Here is a 20,210-nt window from a genome sequence, read left to right as displayed (position 1 = left end):
GTGCAAAGGAGACCTCTTCAGTTGCAAACACCCCATTTTAATCACGAAAGTTTGCTTAATTTTATGAACACCGCATTGGTGATGGTTAACCGTCACTTGTGCATCGTGTTTGTAAATCAGGCTGGTGAAGCACTGTTTGAAACAGGCAGCAAACATCTGGTAGGGCATCCTTTAGCTGATTTCTTCATGCCAGACTCCATTGATGTAAATCGTCTAAAAGCAGCTATGCGCCGTGGTGAGGACTTTACTGAAAACGAATTGGAATTACGTTTTCGTGATGACCGAGGTGTTATGGCTGACCTTACGGTGACGAATGTACAGTTTAATGAGCAATCCCATCTGCTTTTTGAACTTCGCCGCATCGATCGACAAAGCCGTATTTCACGGGAAAATATGCAAAACGCCCAACATTTTGCAGCGCGAGAGCTTATTCGTGGTTTGGCGCATGAAATCAAAAATCCACTTGGAGGTATTCGTGGCGCTGCGCAATTGCTGGAAAAAGAGTTAAACGACAATGAACTATGTGAGTTTACCCAAATGATTGTCGAGCAATCTGACCGTTTGCGTAATCTGGTTGATCGGCTGTTAGGGCCCAATGCGTTACCTCGTTTAACCTGGTGTAATCTTCACCAAGCGCTTGAGAAGGTACGCTCATTGATGAAGATGGATGCCGAGCACGCCATTACCATTGTTCGTGATTATGACCCCAGCATTCCTGATGTGCGCGTCGATCAGGAAATGATCCAGCAGGCTGTACTCAATATTCTCAAAAACAGTATCCAGGCTTTGAGCGAGGCACATACAGCTGCCCCCCAAATAAAACTCATTACGCGGATCGGCAGACAGCTTACCATTCAAGGCAAGCGCCATCCCCTCGTGGCGAAAATACACATCATTGATAATGGCCCCGGTATTCCGAATGCTATACGGGATACCTTATTTTACCCGATGGTCAGCAGTAAACAGAGTGGAAGCGGACTGGGACTTTCTATCGCCCAGACATTAATCAATCATCATGGTGGCCGCATTGATGTGGAAAGCCGCGTTGGTCACACAGCGTTCACCCTTTACCTGCCGATCGATCGCAAGGAGTTAACCCATGAATAACGAATCCGTTTGGATTGTTGATGATGACAGTTCAATTCGCTGGGTTTTGCAAAAAGCATTACAGACCGCCAATATTAGCTGTTGTTGTTTTGATAATGCCAATGATTTGCTTCGTCAATTAAATAGTGGACGCACCCCGGAAGTGATTATTTCAGATATCCGAATGCCTCAGATGGATGGAATGACGCTGTTAACCGAAGTGCACCAGACGAATCCGTTGATTCCGGTAATTATTATGACTGCGCATTCAGATTTGGACAGCGCCGTTAACGCATATCAAAGTGGCGCGTTTGAATACTTACCCAAACCCTTCGATATTGACGAGGCAGTCACTTTAACTCAACGTGCACTGACGCATTCCCGGGAACAATCTCGTGATCGGCAGCCTCCGCAGGCAGAAGCGGCAACGGAAATAATTGGTGAGGCGCCAGCCATGCAGGAAGTGTTCAGAGCCATTGGCCGTCTGTCACGATCATCTATTAGCGTGCTTATTAATGGTCAGTCAGGTACCGGTAAAGAGCTTGTAGCGCAAGCCCTGCACCGTCATAGTCCGCGCGCACGCAAACCTTTTATTGCGCTTAATATGGCGGCTATCCCCGCTGATCTGGTGGAATCTGAATTATTTGGACACGAAAAGGGCGCATTCACCGGCGCGCAATCAGCCCGGCAAGGCCGATTCGAACAAGCCAATGGCGGTACATTGTTTCTGGACGAAATTGGCGATATGCCGCTCGATGTGCAAACACGGTTGTTACGCGTGCTTGCGGATGGTCAATTTTATCGCGTAGGCGGGCACCAATCAGTCTCCGTCGACGTGCGGATAATCGCCGCTACCCATCAAAATCTTGAACAACGCGTGGCCGAAGGTAAATTTCGCGAAGACTTATTCCATCGATTAAACGTAATTCGCGTCCACTTGCCGTCTCTTGCCGAGCGGCGGGAAGACATCCCCCTGTTAGCCCGCCATTTTTTGCGAAAAGCGGCCAAAGAGCTTGATGTAGAGGCAAAAACTTTTAGTCCAGCAGCCGAAAAAGCGATGAGCCAACTGGCTTGGCCAGGTAACGTCAGACAGTTAGAAAATGTGTGCCGTTGGTTAACCGTGATGGCAAGTGGAAAAGAAGTCTTGGCTTCCGATTTGCCGCCAGAAATCCGCGTCCCCCCCCCCGCTGCTGTGCAAACCAATGCCGAAGGAGAATGGCAACATTTGCTTGCTGAATGGGCAGATAAAGCATTACGAAGCGGGCGCTACAATATACTAAACGATGCCATGCATGATTTTGAAAAAATCCTGCTGGAAAGAGCGCTGGATTACACTCGCGGGCACAAACAAGATGCGGCCAAACGTTTAGGATGGGGGCGTAATACCCTAACCCGAAAGTTAAAAGAACTTGCTATCAATGAGTAGCCCTTATCTGTAATCGCCACTCAGTTTAAATTAATTGCGGGTGAGTAGCGACGTCATGGCCTGATTAAAAAAGCGCACCCACTTCATACTGAATTGCCCTTTGGCCTGGCGGTTGATCTCGATCACCGCCTGCTTTCTGGATAACTGCTTATCTTTATTGTGCGAGCGGGAGTGGGTCATGGCATCGTACGTATCTAAAATAGCGAGCAACTTAGCGCCTTCACAGATGTCATCTTCCTTAATGCCTAACGGATAGCCTGAACCATCTGTTCGTTCATGATGCTGCATCACTATTTTGCGTGCCTGGTCCCACTGATCCAAATGTTCCAACAGGCGGGAGCTTTTATACACATGAGAACGCATTAAATTAAATTCGTTATCCGTAAAAGGATCTTTTTTATGCAACAATTTAAGCGGCATAAATGCCATCCCAAAGTCATGCACGTAACAGGCGACCGCCAACTGATCTTCTTCAATTGGTTTTTCCGCTAACCCGTTTATATGCAATGCCAATTTAGCGATCCTGTCACCGCGCCCTGACCAATAATTGGAACGATGCTCAATGGTTTTCATCATTTCTCTGAAAAACAATATATCCATTTGTTTTTCAGCACTGATATCCTTTGGAATACCTGTATTAGCAAGGGTTTTAGTAACACCGGTTAATTCTTGGTTTTCCTGTGACCCCGGCTCAGCAGTTAAATCCAGATTGGGGTTTAGCATCAAAACGGCTTCGCTTAATAAGCGCTCGTGATCGGCAGGGTTGTCGGGTTGAATCCGTGCAATTGCGATAACCAATTGCTCGTGTAGGGTTTTATCATATTCAGCAGTGCCTTTGGCCATGATGCTTTCAACAAATGCCTTCACCCTGTCCATGGTTAACAAGACCAGGTCACTCATGGTACTGGTATATTCAATCTGACCTTTGCGTAGAAAATCCAGCAATTCTTCAACGTGCTGCAACAGGGGGATAAGGGGTGAAAAGCCCACCAGCCCGAGATCGCCTTTGATTGTGTGAACAGACCGAAACAGGGCGCGCTGTAATTCGTTATCTTGTGGACGTAATTCCAGTTCGATCAGCGTTTGCTCACTGGCCTCGTAGAGTTCGTTAATCTCTTCCATCAGATCATTAAGAATGTCTTCTTCGACTTCGTCCGGTACAAATTTTTGCATAATTCTATTTAGCCAATTAACACATAACCCCTCATTTATAACATCAGACATTACCTTTCGCTAACTAATTGCTAAATTTCTAAGCTAAACTACAGTGACTGATCGGACATGTGGGAAGCCCCACATGCCTTATACTGCGCGGCAAATTTTTAATTAGGTACAAATGTGTTAGCTATTCTCCGAGTTGTTCTCATGTTTTTTGCTTTTCTGGCAATTAACATCGTGGTTTTTATTGTTTGTTTAGCGCGCCCTTTTCATCGCGATAACGTACATTTTGCCGGCCAGGCTTACAGCCAGATGGCAAAAATTCTTGGCCTGAAAATCGTGATTCAGCGTTCTGACGCCGTCAAGCCACGAGTACCTTATGTGTTTATTGCTAATCACCAGAATAGTTATGACATCATTACCATTTGTAAAGCCGCGCTGCCGGGCGTAGTAACAATTGGTAAAAAAAGTTTGAAATGGATCCCTATTTTCGGTCAGATTTATTGGCTGGCCGGCAATATTATGATTGACCGCAAAAATTCAGGCAAAGCACGTGACACCCTTAAAATTGCTGCACGCAAAGTCAATGAAAAGCACACGTCAGTATGGTTATTTCCAGAGGGAACCCGCAGCAGTGGTCGCGGCCTGTTGCCTTTTAAATCCGGCGCATTTCGCTTGGCCCAAGATACGGCTGAACCTGTGGTGATGGTTACCGCAAGTAATATGCATGGCAAGATTAAATGGAATCGTTGGAACAATGGAATCCTGTTAATTGATATCGCCGCGCCTCAACCGCTTACCGATGAGCACAGTATCAGAGAATGGACGGACATTTTTTATAGCCGAATGAAAGCCAAGTTTGACGAATTAAATTTACTCGTCGCTGAAATGGAAAAAAAGCAGTAAACTTAGTTTCTCTCTCTTCTAAATTCAGGTTGTTATGAATCAAATTGACGAACGTGAAGAATGGTACGCCTTTAATCAGGAAACCATTGACGCTTTGCTCGAAGATGGTAGTGAAGCCGATGCGGACTACACTATCGAGCACCATTTTGCGTCTACTAATTTTGATAAGTTGGAAAAAGTAGCGGTAGATGCCTTTAAAGCGGGTTATGAAGTTACCGATGCAGAGGAAATGGATCTGGATGATGGTGGCACCGTGTATTGTTTCGATGCTGTTGTACAACGTAAATTAAATTGCGAGCTTTTAAACAAAGACACTGATGCACTACTCGCTATCGCGAGTAAACATGGTGTGCATTATGATGGATGGGGGACTTTTTTCATGCCCCGCGATGACGAAGAGACAGATTAATAAATGTTTTACTGCCGTCGGCGTGCGGCAGTTTTGTCCGTTTTCAATAAATTAAGATTCGTTTCAGTTTTTGTTCAGTTTGTTCGGTCCACACTTACTTTAAATAATTAAAGGAAGCATGTGAGCAATGAAACACCTTACCAAACGATTGAGCTGGCTGTTGGTGCTGACAGCAATTACCTGGTTACCGACCACTCAGGCGGAACAACGAATCGTAAAAGTCTCAGAGAAGATAGCCTCCCCTGATCTGCAAGCAGCAAAAAAATATACCAAACAAAATAATAAGACGTTATCTCAGTTTTCAAAAAAGACGCGAGACGAAGTCATGTCTCAGTCAATTTACAATGATTTTTGGATATACGATAGCTGGATCACCCTGCTTGATGATCATGATGGTGACACCTTCTACTCCCGGTTTTTAGTTGAATTCGACGTCGATACTATTTATGTGGAAGCTCCTGTGTATGCGGTAGTTTATTTAGGGGATGCAGAAGAATACGAAGCCATTCATGTTTCCGATACGTTTTGGGTATATGGGGAAACCACTGGCGATAGCTACATTGTAGACAGCGAGTTAGTGGCGGGATTCAGACCCTTTGATTATGACATTCTCATTGAAATTTATGACGCAGATACGGATGAACTGGTTGCCTTCAGTGATGGGTTTGAGGATGCCGATTTAGCCTTGGTTAGCCTGGAAAGTCAAAACCGTGATATTTACAGAGAAACAGTTGTCGTTACCGCCCATGCCCACGGTGGAAGTATCCTCTTTTCATCGCTTGCATTTTTAGCAGTGATGTCAGGCTATCGAATGCTACACAAACGCCCTACGGCTTCTCGTTAGTCTTTTTTGAGGTCACGCGACGGCTCAAGCTCAGTGACCTCGTTCTCAATTAACTTAACGCGCTTGCTTTTGACCAACGCATCTCGCAACACGAACTCAATTTGTGCATTTAGGCTTCTTAATTCATCATCCGCCCACCGCTGCATGGCAGCCAATACTTCTTCGTTCATACGCAGCGGGTAGGCTTTCTTTTTTATACCTGAAGCCATAAATTAATACAGACTACCCGCATTAACCACGGGTTGGGTGGCCTTATCTCCACACAACACAACCAGTAAATTACTTACCATACTTGCTTTGCGCTCCTCATCAAGCTCCACCACATTGTTTTCACTCAATCGCGCTAGTGCCATTTCGACCATACCCACTGCCCCATCTACAATTCTGCTGCGGGCTGCAATAATTGCGGTGGCTTGCTGTCGCTGTAACATGGCACTGGCTATTTCTGCTGAATAGGCAAGGTGACTGATGCGTGCTTCATGCACCGTGATTCCGGCCTTATTGAGTCGGTCTTGTATTTCTTTTTGTAGCCGATTCGAAATTTCTACAGGATGGCTACGCAACGCCACTTCGGCCATTGCATCATCGCGGGGATCATAGGGAAAATCACTGGCCATATTGCGGATGGCCGATTCACTTTGAATAGTAACGTAACTTTCATAATCCTCTACCTCAAATACTGCTTCAGCTGTATCGGTGACTGACCAGACAATGATAGCGGCAATTTCCACAGGGTTGCCTTGATTATCATTCACCTTCATTTGTGCACTTTCAAAATTGCGAATTCGAAGTGAAACCGGCTTACGCATAAAAAACGGAATTGTCCAGCGTAAACCATTTCTGCGTTCGGTGCCCATATAGCTGCCAAACATTGTAAAAACCTTGGCTTGGTTCGGTTGTACCATGAAAAAGCCGGCCCAACTCCCAACTACCAGCAGCACAAATAATAACTTTGGAATACTTGGCCCTGCGTTCATCAAGTACACGGAGAATAACTGAAGTGGCATTAACAGCAACAGCCCTACCATATACCCGTTTAACGAAAATCCTTGTTTCTCATTCATACTGATTCACCTTGATATCATTTTGATATCAATTAAATAAGAGGATTCAGATACTGTCAAACATTTTGATTTTTGAAGTCTTGAAAAAGTGGTAAGTCGTTGAATTCTGAGCCACACTAAGCGTTAATATCTACAATCCGAATGATTATGGACAAATATTAATGCCCCCTGTAAAAGAGGTTACCAGACGAACATTTATTAAAGGGTCAGTGGCACTGGGTACCACAGCAGCCGTAGCACCGTTTGCTATTGGCAGGCAAAAGCCTGTAGTGAGGGTGTTGGGAACGCATGTGACATTACAAGAAACCTTGCGTAAACGAGCAATGGAAGATTTGGGCATAGAATTGCACTTTGAGCCTAAGGGAAGTGCTGCAGTGTTGCAAAAAGCGTCCATGAACCCTTCCAGCTTTGACCTATATGAACAATGGTCGAACAGTATCAATGTTTTGTGGCGTTCAAAGGCTATTCAGCCAATCGAAAAAAAACGACTGAACTATTGGGATGAGATAAACAGTCTCACCAAGACAGGAAAAATTACTGCCAACGCTCGCATGGGGGCGGGCGACGCTCCCCATAAAATATTACACATACAATCTGATGGCTCACTGGGAACTAATCATACCGATACCGTGAGCTTCTTACCTTATGTGCATAATGTTGACTCATTTGGTTACAATACTTCTTTACTGGGCAGCGGGTTCGACCAAAACCAAGAAAGCTGGGGTTGGTTGCTGGATTCAAGATTATCCGGCAAGGTAGGGATCGTAAATGACCCCACTATAGGTTTATTTGATTTAGCACTTGCCGCCGAGGCCAAAGGTTTTATCAAATTTCAGGATATAGGTGCCATCACCAATCAAGAGTTAGACGAACTATTCACTATTCTTGTTGAATTAAAACAACTTCAGCATTTCAGTGGTTTTTGGACTTCTGTTCCTGAGTCCGTTCAGTTTATGCGCTCTCAGCGTGTGCATATTGAGAGCATGTTTTCGCCGGCGGTATCGGTATTGAATGGAGAAAACATACCTGTTAGGTTTGCCGCCCCAGTTGAAGGCTATCGCGGCTGGCACGGTGTAATGTGTTTGTCGTCGTCTACCACAGGCAGGGTAAAAGACGCATGCTACGAATACATGAACTGGTGGTTATCAGGTTGGCCTGGCGCATTTATTGCCAGACAAGGTTACTACATTTCTAACCCACAACGATCCGCGGCATTTCTTACCAAGGCGGAGTGGGATTACTGGTACCAAGGGTTGCCGGCGTCAGAAGAGTTAAAAGGTCCGGATGGCAAGGTATCAGTGAAAAAAGATGAGCAGCGGTCAGGCGGAAGTTATGAAGATAGATTCAGTAATGTTGCTGTGTGGAATACAGTTATGCCATCGTATGAGTACAGTTTGCAAAAGTGGTACGAATTTATCACTTCTTAACTTAATAAGGATGAATAACATTCTATGTTAGCGTCTATTCGCGGCCAGCTTTTTTTAATCCTTGTCGCACTTGTTATATTACTGATCCTGCAAGGTTACATCGCCCGCACGAATCAGCTCGTGCTGTCAGAGGGCTTGGAACAAATTAATCGGGCCTTCACCGATGTTGGCTTGGTACGTCAGCTTGAAAGAGATGTCATCGATTTACAGCGTAACGTACTTATCTTTAAAGAAACTACCAGTGAATCTGCCGTCACGCGCTTCGAGCGCTTAATGCTCTCCATTCAATCAAAACTTTCTTCTTTAGAGAAATCCGCCAATAAAAGTTTAAAAAAAATGGGTGCATCTGATGTGCTCAGAAGGATGAGAGGTCATCTTGCCGACTATCAGGAAAATTTTGGGCAAGTGGTAGACGCACGTTTCAGGCGAGACAACTTGATTGCGTCAGGAACATTGGCTGAATTATCCGCCCTGAGAAACGAAATAGCTCAGTTTGGACCTAACTCATCCTTAAACTCATTGACGCAGTCTGCGCTAGCGTTACACATATTAGAAGCAGAGAATGCTGCGTTGCAATATGTGGCGCGACCTAATTCAACCCAGATAAAGCATTTTAATGAAGCCATTGAATCCATCAAATCCATTGGTGAAACTAATCCAGGCGCCTTTTCGGAAGAATTTGCAAACCAGCTTAATTTTCTTGAAGAACACTTTCGCGAACTGACCCAGATAACGCAGGGTAACCTGTTTTTAGTGAATGTTGTTATGGCGGGCTCAGCCAATGAGGTGTTGTTCTTAAGTGGAGAACTTGCCGAACAAGTTTCCAACCGCAACCAACAAATTAAGCTGGAAACGGAACGTTCTGCGATTGATGCCCAACGTAAAGGCGAACTTTCGACCATAGTGGCTATCTTATTAGCGCTAATCGCCGCGGCTTACACATCTTTCAGGATAATGTCTCCCATTCGGTCTATTACGAATGTATTTATCAGGCTTTCTGCAGGAGAAAATGTTGAATCCATACCCGCTCGCAAGCGTAAGGATGAGATTGGCCAGCTTGCCAATGCCGCACATGTTTTTAGTGAGAAAAACAAGCAAACCAAGCAATTACTGGCAGATGCTCAAGAGGTCAATACAACCTTGGCTCAATTAAATACTGAATTGCATGAAGCCAAAGTGAAAGCGGAACAAGCGACTGCTTCAAAAAGTATTTTTTTAGCAAATATGAGTCACGAAATTCGCACGCCCATGAACGGCATTATCGGGTTGCTTGAACTCGCCCAACAACAACCTATGTCACCGGTGATGAAAGAGTACCTTGATAAGGCGGCTTATTCCGGGCAGATTTTGATGAGTGTTATTAACGATATACTCGACTTTTCGAAGATTGAAGCCGGTAAACTGGATATTGAAGAAGTGAGTTTTTCACTTCACTCCATTTTTGACAATATTCTGGCCGTGATAGGTTTACGTGCTCAAGAAAAAAATCTGCAGGTTCGTTTGGAAGTTGAGCCCTCACTTCCCGCTCAAGTAATTGGTGATCCATTACGCATTTCGCAAATCATACTCAACCTGGCTTCCAATGCAGTGAAATTTACGGAAAGAGGGACGATAAAAATTGGATTTAGTGGAACCTTAAACGAAAAAGGTAACTTGCTCAGCTTGGAAATGACGGTGACAGACTCGGGTATCGGCATGAGTGACGAGCAGCTCTCCAGAATTTTTCAACCCTTTACCCAAGCGGATGGCGCTACAAACCGGAAATATGGTGGTACGGGATTGGGTCTCACAATCGTAAACCAGCTAACGGAGTTAATGCATGGAAAAATGGAGGTTTCTTCTATTTTAGGCAAAGGTTCAAAATTCACTATCACCCTTCCTCTACGCGCTTTTAAAAATCAGAAAGGTGTACTGTCTGAATTGGCTAGCCTGCCGCCTAAAAGCCTGTATATAACCGATGGTCCTTTGTTACCTGCTAGTTATATTGAACTGCTGAACGTCAATCAGATCCCCCTGCATGAAGTGGATATCTCCCCTAATAATCATGAACTGACCGTTCCCGTACTCATTTTAGATGCTCCAGAATATAAGTCCGTTCGCAATCAGCAAGAACAGCTGCAAGCGCTTAAAAGCAGCGGGCGTGTGATCGGTTTAATCGCGAATTCACAAACAGGCCATATGCAGTCTAAATTTAATGACTTGTGGCAAGGCCCTATCTTGTTTCATCCCTTTACGCCTATTCAGTTTTCGCGGTTTGTAAAAGAATTATTAGGAGAGAACACCTCGTCTTTGATAATCGGTAAGAGTGATGAAATCGATGAGCCGCTGATTGGTCACGTTTTACTCGTAGAGGACAACAATATTAATCAAGTCGTCACAGGAGAAATGTTAAGCTCTCTTGGTCTGACTTATGATATTGCAGAGAATGGGGAGCTGGCGATTGCTAAAATGACCAACTCGCCGGATTATGATCTTGTGCTTATGGATGTTCAGATGCCAGTAATGGATGGCTATCAAGCTACCAAGATTTTACGTGAACGCGGTTTTACAGAAGTTCCCATAATAGGCTTGTCGGCTAATGCCATGAAGGAAGACCGGAATAAAGGGCTACAGGCGGGTATGAACGACTATTTAACCAAGCCTGTTAAACGCCAGGCGATGAGTAATACTTTGCTGAGATATCTTGCTAAGGGCCATAAAAAAAGCCCGCTCGATTAAGAGGCGGGCCTTAGTTAACTCTAATTACACAGTATCATAATTCAGCAATCGTCTGGTGTTGCTCGCGCAGCTTAACAAGCTGCATTTTGGCTTGCGCCAGCTTCGTTCGCTCTTTTTCAATAACTGCCTCTGGGGCATTACTTACAAATTTTGCATTTGCCAATTTGCCTTCAGTACGGTCAACATCCTTTTGCATCTTTTCAATTGCTTTTTGCAAACGTGCAAGCTCTGCATCCTTGTCGATCAAGCCCGCCATCGGAATAAGTACTTCCATTTCGCCAATCAATGCGGTCGCACTTGCGGGCCCTTTTTCACCTTGCATTAAGTTATCTATTTTCTGCAGTTTGGCCAACTTATCAATAAAAGGCCGAGTGGCTTTTAACTTACGGATATCTTCATTGCTGGCATTTCTTAACAAGGCATCTAAAGGCTTATTCGGGGAAATATCCATCTCACCACGAATGTTCCGAATACCCAGAATAAAGCGTTTCACCCATTCGATATCTTCCAGCGCCTGCGCATCTATTCTGTCTTGCTCAACTGCAGGGAATGATTGCACCATGATACTGACATTATCGGGCAATGATTTACACAGGGGGGCAACACGCTGCCAAATGGCTTCTGTGATGAAAGGCATAAACGGATGCATTAAGCGTAAAAGATTTTCGAGGACATTAATAAGCGTATGGCGGCTGCCACGTTTTTGCGCGTCGGAACTATCTGGATTATTCAAGATTGCTTTCGTTAGCTCCAGATACCAATCGCAGAACTGGTTCCAAGTAAACTCATAAGCCACCTGTGCCGCTATATCAAAACGATAATCGGCGATAGCCGTCTCAAATTCCTGAACAACCTGCTGGAATTTTGCCCACACCCAGCGATCAGCCAGGCTTAATTCCATCTTGCCACCGTTAAGACCGCAATCTTCATTTTCGGTATTCATCAGTACAAATCGAGACGCGTTCCAAATTTTGTTGCAGAAATTACGGTAGCCTTCTACCCGCCCCATGTCGAAATTAATATCACGACTAGTGGACGCCATGGCGGCGAAAGTAAATCGCAGGGCGTCTGTTCCATAGGCATTAAACCCATCCGGATATTGCTTGCGCGTACGCTTAGCCACTTTCTCCGCTAGCTGGGGTTGCATCATGCCCCGGGTTCGCTTGGCCACCAGTGCGTCCCCATCAATGCCATCAATGACATCAATAGGATCAATCACATTGCCTTTCGATTTGGACATTTTATCGCCGTTCTCGTCCCGAATAAGACCGGTAATATAAATTTCTTTAAAAGGTATTTGGCCAGTAAATTTTTTCGTCATCATTATCATTCTGGCCACCCAGAAAAAGATGATGTCAAAGCCGGTAACCAATACTGAGGTGGGCAAATAGGTTGCAAGCTCGGGCGTTTTCTCTGGCCATCCTAATGTGGCGAATGGCCACAACGCCGACGAAAACCAGGTATCAAGCACATCGTTATCTTGGTGCAATACCAGATCGTCTGCCAGCTTATGCTTTTCGCGTGCTTCCGCTTCCGTGCGGGCAACGTATATATTGCCTTGGTCATCGTACCACGCTGGCACGCGATGGCCCCACCACAACTGGCGTGAAATACACCAGTCCTGAATATTGTGCATCCATTGGTAATAGGTCTTGTTCCAATTTTCAGGGACAAAACGGATTTCACCTGCTTCAACCGCTTCTATGGCGGGTTTAGCCAGCGACTCTACTGCTACGTACCACTGGTCTGTTAAATAAGGTTCGATTACTGAGCCAGAACGATCTCCCCGTGGTACCTTCAGCTTGTGCGGTTCAACTTTAAGTAATAAATCGAGGTCTTCAAGGTCGCTGACAACCTGTTTACGCGCATCGAAGCGATCCATTCCCCGATATCGTTCGGGAGCTTCATCATTAATACGCGCATCTTCCGTTAAGACGTTGATCATGGGTAAGTTATGTCTCTTACCCATTTCGTAGTCATTAAAGTCATGGGCGGGCGTAATTTTGACGCAGCCTGTGCCGAACTCTGGATCGACGTAATCATCAGCGATAATCGGAATGAGACGATTCGTCAGTGGCAATTTAATATTTTTACCAATGAGGTGCTGGTATCGCTCGTCGTCAGGATGAACTGCCACGGCAGTGTCTCCTAACATTGTCTCAGGACGGGTGGTGGCGACGATAATCGAGTCGCCACTCTCTTCCAGAGGATAGCGAATATGCCACATGTGGCCATTTTCTTCCTCGTTCAGTACTTCTAGGTCAGACACCGCCGTCAACAACACAGGATCCCAATTTACCAGGCGTTTGCCACGGTAAATCAACCCTTCCTCATGAAGCTTAACAAACACTTCTGTGACGGCTTTCGACAAATTTTCGTCCATCGTAAAGACTTCCCGATCCCAGTCACCCGACGTACCCAGCCGCCGCATTTGCTGGGTGATAGTGCCACCACTTTCTTCTTTCCATTCCCAGATTTTTTTGACGAAATCTTCACGTCCTAAATCATGGCGGGTTTTACCTTCTGCATTTAACTGTCGCTCGACTACCATTTGCGTGGCAATACCCGCGTGGTCGGTGCCCACTTGCCATAATGTATTGTCACCTTTCATACGGTGATAACGGGTAAGTGCGTCCATAATAGTGTGCTGGAATGCATGGCCCATATGCAGGCTACCCGTGACATTTGGAGGAGGCAGCAAAATGCTATAAGGTGTGCCTTCACCTGAGGGCTTAAATAACCCGGCCGTCTCCCACTCCTGGTAACACTGCTTTTCAATGGATTGTGGTTCGAAGGTTTTATCCATACTAATTCTCAATTCTCCACCGACTCAAACTGCATGGCAAAGCCGGCTTGTTGATAATGTTTGTAGCGTAATCGCGCTTTCTGTTTGGCCTCTTCTTCGGCCGGCACGAAATCATAAATAAATAAAAACCGCTGTGGTTGACTTACCAATTCATCCGTTAGGTTGATAATCACATGGCACTTTTCCACCTGATCCGGCAGCCAACAGATTTCTACAGGGGTGCCGGAAGTGGGCCCTTCACCATGTAGATTGTGAGGAATAAACCTGTCTGCAGGCATTTGCCACAGTAGTTCGTCAACGTCTTCAGCTTGCTTCTGACTTGCGCATAATATGCGACATCGCTGACGTTTTGAATATGCGTCAGCGACCAGTTCACAAGCGCGATGAGAGGCTTGTTGCGCTTTTCCAAGCGCATAAAATACAACCTGCGGCATGGATACTTAGTCCTCGTGATTCACGCCTGCTCGGTTCATCAAAAACTGAGACAACATTGGGACGGGGCGGCCTGTGGCGCCTTTATGCTTGCCACCGCGCCAGGCAGTACCAGCGATATCCAGATGGGCCCAGTTATACTTTTTCGTGAAGCGAGAGAGGAAACACCCAGCAGTAATGCTACCCGCCGGACGTCCGCCTAAATTGGTCATATCGGCAAACGGACTGTCTAACTGAGACTGATACTCATCCCAAAGGGGCAAACGCCAGGCACGATCTGAACTTTGCTCTGATGCATTAAGGAGTTCGTGGGCCAATGGATTGTGCTGGCTCATCAAACCAGTAGCGTGCGCCCCTAATGCAATTACGCAAGCGCCGGTCAACGTCGCGACGTCTATAACCAATTCAGGCTCATAGCGTTCCACATACGTCAACGCATCACATAACACTAATCGGCCTTCTGCATCAGTATTAAGTACTTCAACCGTTTGTCCTGACATTGTGGTCAGGATGTCCCCTGGCCGATATGCATTACCATCAGGCATATTCTCACAACCTGCCAATACGCCAATGACATTAATAGGCAAATTCAGCTCTGCAACAGTGTGCATCACACCCAGCACAGAGGCCGCGCCGCCCATATCGTATTTCATTTCGTCCATCGCCTCGCCGGGCTTGATTGAAATACCACCAGAGTCAAACGTTAACCCTTTACCGACCAAAACAATAGGAGCCTGATTCGCAGCGCCACCTTGGTGATGAATAATACTCATCATTGATTCATTGTGCGATCCACGCCCCACCGCTAAATAGGCCTGCATGCCAAGCTCGTTCATTTTGGCTTCGTCAACCACTTCGGCCGAAATAGAGCTATAATTTGAAGCGAGTTCCTGGGCTTGTTCCCACAAATAGCCAGGATTACAGATATTGGGTGGCATATTGGCCACATCTTTGGTTACTTTAGCACCGGCGGCTATTGCCAGACCGTGCTCGACAGCGCGTTCGCCAACCGTTAACTCTCTGCGCGTGGGGACATTAAATACAATTTTACGTAACGGCCTGCGTGGTTCACCTTTCTTGGTTTTCAATTGCAAAAAGGTGTACAACGAATCCTGGGTAGCTTCGACAGCCTGGCGCACTTTCCAATACGTATCACGCCCTTTCACATGCAATTCGGTCAAAAAGCAGACCGCTTCCATGGAACCGGTTTCGTTTAGTGTTTTGATGGTGCGGGCGATGATTTGCTTATACTGCCTTTCATCCAGTTCACGCTCTTTTCCACACCCCACCAGTAATACACGCTCACTTAATACGTTAGGAACGTGATGCAGCAGTAACATCTGCCCTGCTTTACCTTCCAGGTCGCCCCGGCGTAGCAGGTTGCTAATATATCCTTCACTGATTTCATCTAATTGCTCGGCCACCGCTGTTAGTCGTCGTGGCTCGAATACACCCACTACGATACAGGCGCTGCGTTGTTTTTCGGGACTGCCACTTTTTACACTAAATTCCACGATATCTCCTTTGCTATTTTCTTTGTTCTGGCATAGGGTTCAAAATCACGTAACGTTTTGCGCGCGGTTATGGTTTAATACACACGCTGACAGCCTTTTGCCCATTTTATTATATGGCCTGACTGCTGAGCTAAATTGAACTAAAGCCAAAGCGAATCGTTTTAAGGTTAATTGCTTAACTTGTAAAAATACAAAGTTTACTCAAGATTGTGCGCTTTTTCACTATAAATCCAAATTTTCATTGGGAGTGGGATGTTAATATTTCGCTATTTGCTTAAGGAAACACTTAAGTCCCAACTGGCCATTTTTCTCATTCTAATGGCTATATTTATTACATTGCGTTTTGTTCGTGTATTAGGTGATGCTTCAGATGGAGATATCCCCGCCGGGCTGGTAGCAGGATTTCTCGCCCTTTATACTCCTATTCTGGCGTCCTTAGTGATGCCTATAAGCGCGTATCTGGGCATTATGCTCGCCCATGGTCGCCTTTATGTTGACAGTGAAATGACCGTGATGCGCGCGTGTGGGGTCAGCGAATGGTATGTTACTCGGGTTATGTTGTTTTTATCACTGATTATTATGTTGGTGACAGGTTTTATCACGCTTTATTTAGCCCCTACCGCCGCCCAAAGTGAATTTGAACTAAAAGAAAAGGCCCGTTCCGAAGCAGGCTTTTCTGCCATTATTCCTGGACGCTTCCAGCAAACAGGTAACGAAAAAGCCGTTATTTTTGTTCACGATATCGATAAAAAGGATGATTCCTTAAAGCGCGTTTTTCTGTCCCAGCATCAAAGCGAGACAGCCGCAGGAAAGGTTCGTGTGGTGTATGCGGATGCAGGAAGGATAAGTAACGAGCGCGATGGCACCCGCACTCTGGTACTAGAGGACGGCGTGCAATATGAAGGAGAGCAGCGCAAACATAGCTACCGCAAAGTGGCTTTTGACGAATACCACATCCAAATTGCCGATGAGGTACAAGAAGAAACTCGCGTCAAAATAAGTGTGCTTCCCACGCAAGAACTGTGGGGAATGGAGTCGTTGGAAGCGCAAGCGGAACTGCAATGGCGCCTGGCAATTCCGCTGTCGATCCCCTTTCTGATTTTAATTGCAGTGCCGCTAAGTTCTGTGGACCCACGTCAGGGCCGTTTTGGCAAAATGTTTCCTGCGATTCTTCTGTACTTGGGTTACTTCCTTCTATTGCTTGCCAGCCGTAGAGTGTTAGAAGACGGGCGCATTCCTGTTCAACTTGGCCTATGGTGGGTGCATGCCATTATGTTAATAATAGGCTTAGGTCTACTGGTTCGAGACCGCAAAACGGGTGCGCATATACGTGCACTAATTTTTAGGAAGGGATAATGTTTCGACTTTTAGATTTATACATTGCCCGTACATTACTTGGCACCATTACTGTCACCCTCTCAGTCTTAGTGGGGCTTAGCGCCCTTATCAAATTTGTTGAGCAACTGCGCAAGCTCGGTGAAGGGGATTACGACATGGTCACTGCCGGCCTTTTCGTATTGCTAAGCTTACCACGTGATCTCGAACAATTTTTTCCTATGGCCACCTTGCTTGGCGGCTTAGTGGGTATGGGATTACTTGCCAGTAATAGTGAGCTAGTGGTAATGCAAGCAGCAGGCTTGAGTCGCTGGAATATCATCGCATCGGCTATGAAATCTACTGTGATCATGATTTTGGCGGTGATGGCAATTAGTGAATGGGTGACGCCATTTAGTGAATCGCGGGCCAAGGAAATTAAGACAGAGGCAATTACAGGCGGCAGTTTATTTTCTTCAGATCAATTAGTGTGGGCGAAAGATGGCGATCAGTTTGTCAGTATTGGGCAGGTTTTCACCCGCGAATCGTTAAAAGACATTAGTATTTTTTCGTTTCACCCGGACTTAACCTTAAATACGATAACGTACGCCCAATCGGGTATCTTCGAAAACAACAAATGGTTTTTAGAAAACGTTGATATAACGCAGTTTGGTGAGGAAAAAATTAATATCCAAAGCCACCAGCGGCAGCAGTGGGATTCGTCCCTCACACCAGACAAGTTAGGCATTGTCGCGGTAAAGCCTGAGGCGTTATCAATTGAAGGGTTGGCTGACTATATCGGCTATCTTGAGAACAATGACCAAGACGCTTCACGCTATGAGCTAGCGCTGTGGCGCAAAATTTTGCAGCCCATTTCTATAGGCGTCATGATGTTGATGGCTCTATCATTTATTTTTGGACCACTCCGCAGTGTGACCATGGGCGCGCGAGTTATAATGGGGGTCTTGACGGGGTTTGGATTTTTTATCACCAACGAAGTATTTGGACCATTAAGTCTGGTGTACCAACTTCCTCCCGTTTTAGGGGCGATATTGCCGAGTTTACTATTTGCGGCAATTGCTACTTATCTACTAAGACGCTAAGAGGCTAAGAGGTTACCAACTTTTGTGGTCGTTCTGAGTTTTGGTCAATTGCAATACTTCGGTACCGGCCACTCTGTCTTGCAATGATTGTTTATTTTTGTAATCGAGCAATACCAACAAGGTGCCCAGCCCACCCAACGAAGCAATTAAACGCAGAACCAAGCGCGTCCAGGTGATGGGCGTGTCTTGGGTATTGTAAATTTTCAGACGCCAGGCTCGCATCCCTATGGTCTGCCCTCCCCGCTTCCAAAACCATAAGAAAAACCCAATCACCCAGGCGATAACCCACCCCTGAATAAGTAACTTGATTTGCCAGGATGCTTGAATGGCATCTGCCGGTTGTTCATGTGCCCCCATATCCAGGACACCATTGTGGAACAAAATAACCAAGCTGACGATGATTACCATCGCCGCACACATGCCCACTGCCGTCGCAACAAGGGTGTCATAAATCATAGCCAACAGCCGTTTAACAAAACTTGCGCGGTTAAGACGATGAGTTTGATTAACAGATTCAGATTCGGTCACTACAATTAAATAAACTAAATAAATTCAATCTGCAAGTGTGCCACAGGCTGGTGTAAATCAAAAATGATTTGCGCGGCGTTAACTATCGCACCCTTGAACAGGTGAATAAACCATCACTTGAAGCGTTTATTGCCAACGATTTGCAAAAAACGCTTGTCAGCGAATGGCATAACGCTATAATGCGGCAGCAATCAAAGCACATCTATCCATGCCAGAGTGGCGGAATTGGTAGACGCAGCGGATTCAAAATTGAACGCGTCTAGCAAGTCAGTCTGGACAAGTCATTGAAAGGTAAGCCCCTTTTGACTCAAACAAGTTAAAAAATGCGTGCAAAGATTTGCAAAGTTTTAATGCTTTGCTAGGCATGGATACCAAAGCCAGAGTGGCGGAATTGGTAGACGCAGTGGATTCAAAATCCACCGCCCGCAAGGGTGTGCCGGTTCAAGTCCGGCCTCTGGTACCATCCATTTAATCTTTGCAAAATTTTGGCTCTACCCCATAAACGGGCGCTCAACATTCATCTCACTCGATTAATTACACCATCCCATCCGGGTAACCGGCGCGCACAATGGGTCATTACTCTTATTCTGTAATTTTTAAAGTTCTTAAAACCATAGGCTCTTCTTAATATCATTGCCGTTTTGTTATGGTATCTCCCGGTAATGCGGCTACTCCCTGAGACCGGTAAAACTGTAATATAAGTAAGGAAGCCGTTAATTGTATCTCATCTGAGTCTGGTAAGCTGATCAAAGACTTTAAAAAGAGTGAAGGTTATAAAACTGACTTACACTCTTTTCGAAGTGACTTTGTAATAGCATTTAATCAGATTGGTTGTCCTGTAGAGATCGCTGCGCGGCTTGCAGGACACAAGCAGCTATCCTTTACGTATAACCTTTACAGTAAGTTTAAGAACAAGGATGAGCAGTGGCGCTATGTCGAGAAGATTCATGAGACTGATTGCTTGAAATCCATTATAAAATGTTGAGAGCTTTGGTTGTAATTAAAGCTATGGGAGTCAATACCGCAAACACCAATGCCCCTAGGCATCCTGAAGCTTTTTCCTTGCTATTCTGTAAGGGCTTGGAAGAGCGTATTGTTTGAGCTTGGGCTTTGGTAGGTTCGAAATAGACATGCTTTTTAAGTAGATCTCTTATAGTTTTATATGCAATTGTGTTCATACTTCCACCAGTCACAACCCATCCATCAGGGGTAGTCCATTCACCAAACCAAATCATGTCACTACCTTTGTAGCCTTTAACCGACCTTATGACCCTGCTATCCTCCATTGCCATGTCCACGATGGCTTGTATTTCCTCATGGTCTGGCGAGTCTATATGAGTCTCAGCGTTTCCTTTTACTAACTTAAGATAGACTCTATAGGTGAACCAACTTAGTAACTGAATCGCGCCGGTAAATTCGGAGGCGGATTTGTTTGAGTCATGCTGCCGTATCTTCGGCTAATTGTCGATAATAGT

General features: G+C 45.5%; 18 protein-coding genes and 1 tRNA gene. 11 read left to right on the top strand and 8 right to left on the bottom strand.

From position 1 onward, the window contains the following. Positions 1–21: 21 nt before the first annotated feature. Together glnL and glnG are read left to right on the top strand one after the other, a co-directional pair. On the top strand, positions 22–1,107 hold the full coding sequence (glnL, locus tag OPS25_RS03070) for a nitrogen regulation protein NR(II) (RefSeq protein WP_265616193.1): 1,086 nt from the start codon (positions 22–24) through the stop codon (positions 1,105–1,107). Further along, entirely contained in the window at positions 1,100–2,512 is a 1,413-nt protein-coding gene (gene glnG, locus OPS25_RS03065; protein ID WP_265616192.1) for a nitrogen regulation protein NR(I), read from the top strand. Before glnL ends, glnG begins: the two co-directional genes overlap by 8 nt. A 30-nt stretch (positions 2,513–2,542) precedes the next feature. Here glnG and OPS25_RS03060 read toward each other — a convergent pair whose 3' ends face one another. Continuing rightward, positions 2,543–3,685 carry an HD domain-containing phosphohydrolase gene (locus tag OPS25_RS03060; protein WP_265616191.1) on the bottom strand — a complete coding sequence of 381 codons (1,143 nt, stop codon included), beginning with the start codon at positions 3,683–3,685 and terminating at the stop codon, positions 2,543–2,545. 165 nt (positions 3,686–3,850) lie between these two features. Here OPS25_RS03060 and OPS25_RS03055 point away from each other — a divergent pair, with 165 nt between their 5' ends. The 3 genes from OPS25_RS03055 to OPS25_RS03045 all read left to right on the top strand — a co-directional run bounded on the left by OPS25_RS03055 (position 3,851) and on the right by OPS25_RS03045 (position 5,829). Continuing rightward, complete coding sequence (locus tag OPS25_RS03055) at positions 3,851–4,576, top strand: 1-acylglycerol-3-phosphate O-acyltransferase (protein ID WP_265616190.1); 726 nt, start codon at positions 3,851–3,853, stop codon at positions 4,574–4,576. Between the two features lie 34 nt (positions 4,577–4,610). Next, the gene (gene rraB, locus OPS25_RS03050; protein ID WP_265616189.1) at positions 4,611–4,985 is read left to right on the top strand and encodes a ribonuclease E inhibitor RraB; all 375 of its coding nucleotides are present in this window, start codon (positions 4,611–4,613) and stop codon (positions 4,983–4,985) included. A 127-nt stretch (positions 4,986–5,112) separates the two neighbouring features. Next, a complete protein-coding gene (locus OPS25_RS03045; RefSeq protein WP_265616188.1) occupies positions 5,113–5,829 on the top strand; it encodes a choice-of-anchor H family protein in 717 nt (238 codons plus the stop codon). Here the strand turns inward: OPS25_RS03045 and OPS25_RS03040 are convergent. Together OPS25_RS03040 and OPS25_RS03035 are read right to left on the bottom strand one after the other, a co-directional pair. Beyond that, on the bottom strand, positions 5,826–6,038 hold the full coding sequence (locus OPS25_RS03040; protein WP_265616187.1) for a hypothetical protein: 213 nt from the start codon (positions 6,036–6,038) through the stop codon (positions 5,826–5,828). The genes OPS25_RS03045 and OPS25_RS03040 overlap by 4 nt on opposite strands. 3 nt (positions 6,039–6,041) lie before the next feature. Beyond that, entirely contained in the window at positions 6,042–6,893 is an 852-nt protein-coding gene (locus tag OPS25_RS03035; RefSeq protein WP_265616186.1) for an SPFH domain-containing protein, read from the bottom strand. A gap of 161 nt (positions 6,894–7,054) precedes the next feature. Here OPS25_RS03035 and OPS25_RS03030 point away from each other — a divergent pair, with 161 nt between their 5' ends. Both OPS25_RS03030 and OPS25_RS03025 read left to right on the top strand, forming a co-directional pair. After that, positions 7,055–8,320 carry an ABC transporter substrate-binding protein gene (locus tag OPS25_RS03030; RefSeq protein WP_265616185.1) on the top strand — a complete coding sequence of 422 codons (1,266 nt, stop codon included), beginning with the start codon at positions 7,055–7,057 and terminating at the stop codon, positions 8,318–8,320. A 24-nt stretch (positions 8,321–8,344) separates the two neighbouring features. Then, a complete protein-coding gene (locus OPS25_RS03025; protein ID WP_265616184.1) occupies positions 8,345–11,038 on the top strand; it encodes a hybrid sensor histidine kinase/response regulator in 2,694 nt (897 codons plus the stop codon). Positions 11,039–11,072: 34 nt separating this feature from the next. Here OPS25_RS03025 and OPS25_RS03020 read toward each other — a convergent pair whose 3' ends face one another. From OPS25_RS03020 to pepA, 3 genes are read right to left on the bottom strand one after another with little or no spacing between them, the layout of a single operon-like run. Next, positions 11,073–13,844, bottom strand: a complete 2,772-nt coding sequence (locus tag OPS25_RS03020; protein WP_265616183.1) for a valine--tRNA ligase — start codon at positions 13,842–13,844, stop codon at positions 11,073–11,075. 8 nt (positions 13,845–13,852) lie between these two features. Next, positions 13,853–14,278, bottom strand: a complete 426-nt coding sequence (locus OPS25_RS03015) for a DNA polymerase III subunit chi (RefSeq protein ID WP_265616182.1) — start codon at positions 14,276–14,278, stop codon at positions 13,853–13,855. Positions 14,279–14,284: 6 nt separating this feature from the next. Beyond that, positions 14,285–15,790 (bottom strand): leucyl aminopeptidase, encoded by a 1,506-nt coding sequence (gene pepA, locus OPS25_RS03010; RefSeq protein WP_265616181.1) that lies wholly within the window; start codon positions 15,788–15,790, stop codon positions 14,285–14,287. A gap of 252 nt (positions 15,791–16,042) precedes the next feature. Here pepA and lptF point away from each other — a divergent pair, with 252 nt between their 5' ends. Further along, positions 16,043–17,146: an LPS export ABC transporter permease LptF gene (gene lptF, locus OPS25_RS03005; RefSeq protein ID WP_265616180.1), complete on the top strand. Its 1,104-nt coding sequence runs from the start codon at positions 16,043–16,045 to the stop codon at positions 17,144–17,146. Further along, on the top strand, positions 17,146–18,207 hold the full coding sequence (gene lptG, locus OPS25_RS03000; protein ID WP_265616179.1) for an LPS export ABC transporter permease LptG: 1,062 nt from the start codon (positions 17,146–17,148) through the stop codon (positions 18,205–18,207). The genes lptF and lptG overlap by 1 nt, the downstream gene beginning before the upstream one ends. A gap of 12 nt (positions 18,208–18,219) precedes the next feature. Here lptG and OPS25_RS02995 read toward each other — a convergent pair whose 3' ends face one another. Next, positions 18,220–18,735 (bottom strand): RDD family protein, encoded by a 516-nt coding sequence (locus OPS25_RS02995; protein ID WP_265616178.1) that lies wholly within the window; start codon positions 18,733–18,735, stop codon positions 18,220–18,222. Positions 18,736–18,803: 68 nt separating this feature from the next. On the opposite strand from OPS25_RS02995, the gene OPS25_RS02990 reads away from it, so the two are divergent. Together OPS25_RS02990 and OPS25_RS02985 are read left to right on the top strand one after the other, a co-directional pair. Beyond that, positions 18,804–18,998 carry a hypothetical protein gene (locus OPS25_RS02990; RefSeq protein WP_265616177.1) on the top strand — a complete coding sequence of 65 codons (195 nt, stop codon included), beginning with the start codon at positions 18,804–18,806 and terminating at the stop codon, positions 18,996–18,998. Positions 18,999–19,111: 113 nt separating this feature from the next. Beyond that, positions 19,112–19,198, top strand: a tRNA-Leu gene (locus OPS25_RS02985). A 508-nt stretch (positions 19,199–19,706) separates the two neighbouring features. Here the strand turns inward: OPS25_RS02985 and OPS25_RS02980 are convergent. Then, positions 19,707–19,970: a hypothetical protein gene (locus tag OPS25_RS02980; RefSeq protein WP_265616176.1), complete on the bottom strand. Its 264-nt coding sequence runs from the start codon at positions 19,968–19,970 to the stop codon at positions 19,707–19,709. Positions 19,971–20,210 lie beyond the last annotated feature (240 nt).

The sequence above is a fragment of the Alteromonas aquimaris genome, from assembly GCF_026183695.1.
GTDB classification, from domain to species: Bacteria; Pseudomonadota; Gammaproteobacteria; order Enterobacterales; family Alteromonadaceae; genus Alteromonas; species Alteromonas aquimaris.
The sequence above is the reverse complement of the archived record's forward strand: the minus strand, read 5'-3'. Positions and strand labels throughout refer to the sequence as shown.

Excerpts from the sequence above, each read along its gene's own strand:
- OPS25_RS02980 (WP_265616176.1), bottom strand. The coding sequence starts at position 19,970 with ATGATTTGGTTTGGTGAATGGACTACCCCTGATGGATGGGTTGTGACT.
- rraB (WP_265616189.1), top strand. The coding sequence starts at position 4,611 with ATGAATCAAATTGACGAACGTGAAGAATGGTACGCCTTTAATCAGGAA.
- lptG (WP_265616179.1), top strand. The coding sequence starts at position 17,146 with ATGTTTCGACTTTTAGATTTATACATTGCCCGTACATTACTTGGCACC.
- OPS25_RS03060 (WP_265616191.1), bottom strand. The coding sequence starts at position 3,685 with ATGCAAAAATTTGTACCGGACGAAGTCGAAGAAGACATTCTTAATGAT.
- OPS25_RS03035 (WP_265616186.1), bottom strand. The coding sequence starts at position 6,893 with ATGAATGAGAAACAAGGATTTTCGTTAAACGGGTATATGGTAGGGCTG.
- OPS25_RS03020 (WP_265616183.1), bottom strand. The coding sequence starts at position 13,844 with ATGGATAAAACCTTCGAACCACAATCCATTGAAAAGCAGTGTTACCAG.
- OPS25_RS03045 (WP_265616188.1), top strand. The coding sequence starts at position 5,113 with ATGAAACACCTTACCAAACGATTGAGCTGGCTGTTGGTGCTGACAGCA.
- lptF (WP_265616180.1), top strand. The coding sequence starts at position 16,043 with ATGTTAATATTTCGCTATTTGCTTAAGGAAACACTTAAGTCCCAACTG.
- OPS25_RS03040 (WP_265616187.1), bottom strand. The coding sequence starts at position 6,038 with ATGGCTTCAGGTATAAAAAAGAAAGCCTACCCGCTGCGTATGAACGAA.
- OPS25_RS03030 (WP_265616185.1), top strand. The coding sequence starts at position 7,055 with ATGCCCCCTGTAAAAGAGGTTACCAGACGAACATTTATTAAAGGGTCA.
- OPS25_RS03025 (WP_265616184.1), top strand. The coding sequence starts at position 8,345 with ATGTTAGCGTCTATTCGCGGCCAGCTTTTTTTAATCCTTGTCGCACTT.
- OPS25_RS03015 (WP_265616182.1), bottom strand. The coding sequence starts at position 14,278 with ATGCCGCAGGTTGTATTTTATGCGCTTGGAAAAGCGCAACAAGCCTCT.
- glnG (WP_265616192.1), top strand. The coding sequence starts at position 1,100 with ATGAATAACGAATCCGTTTGGATTGTTGATGATGACAGTTCAATTCGC.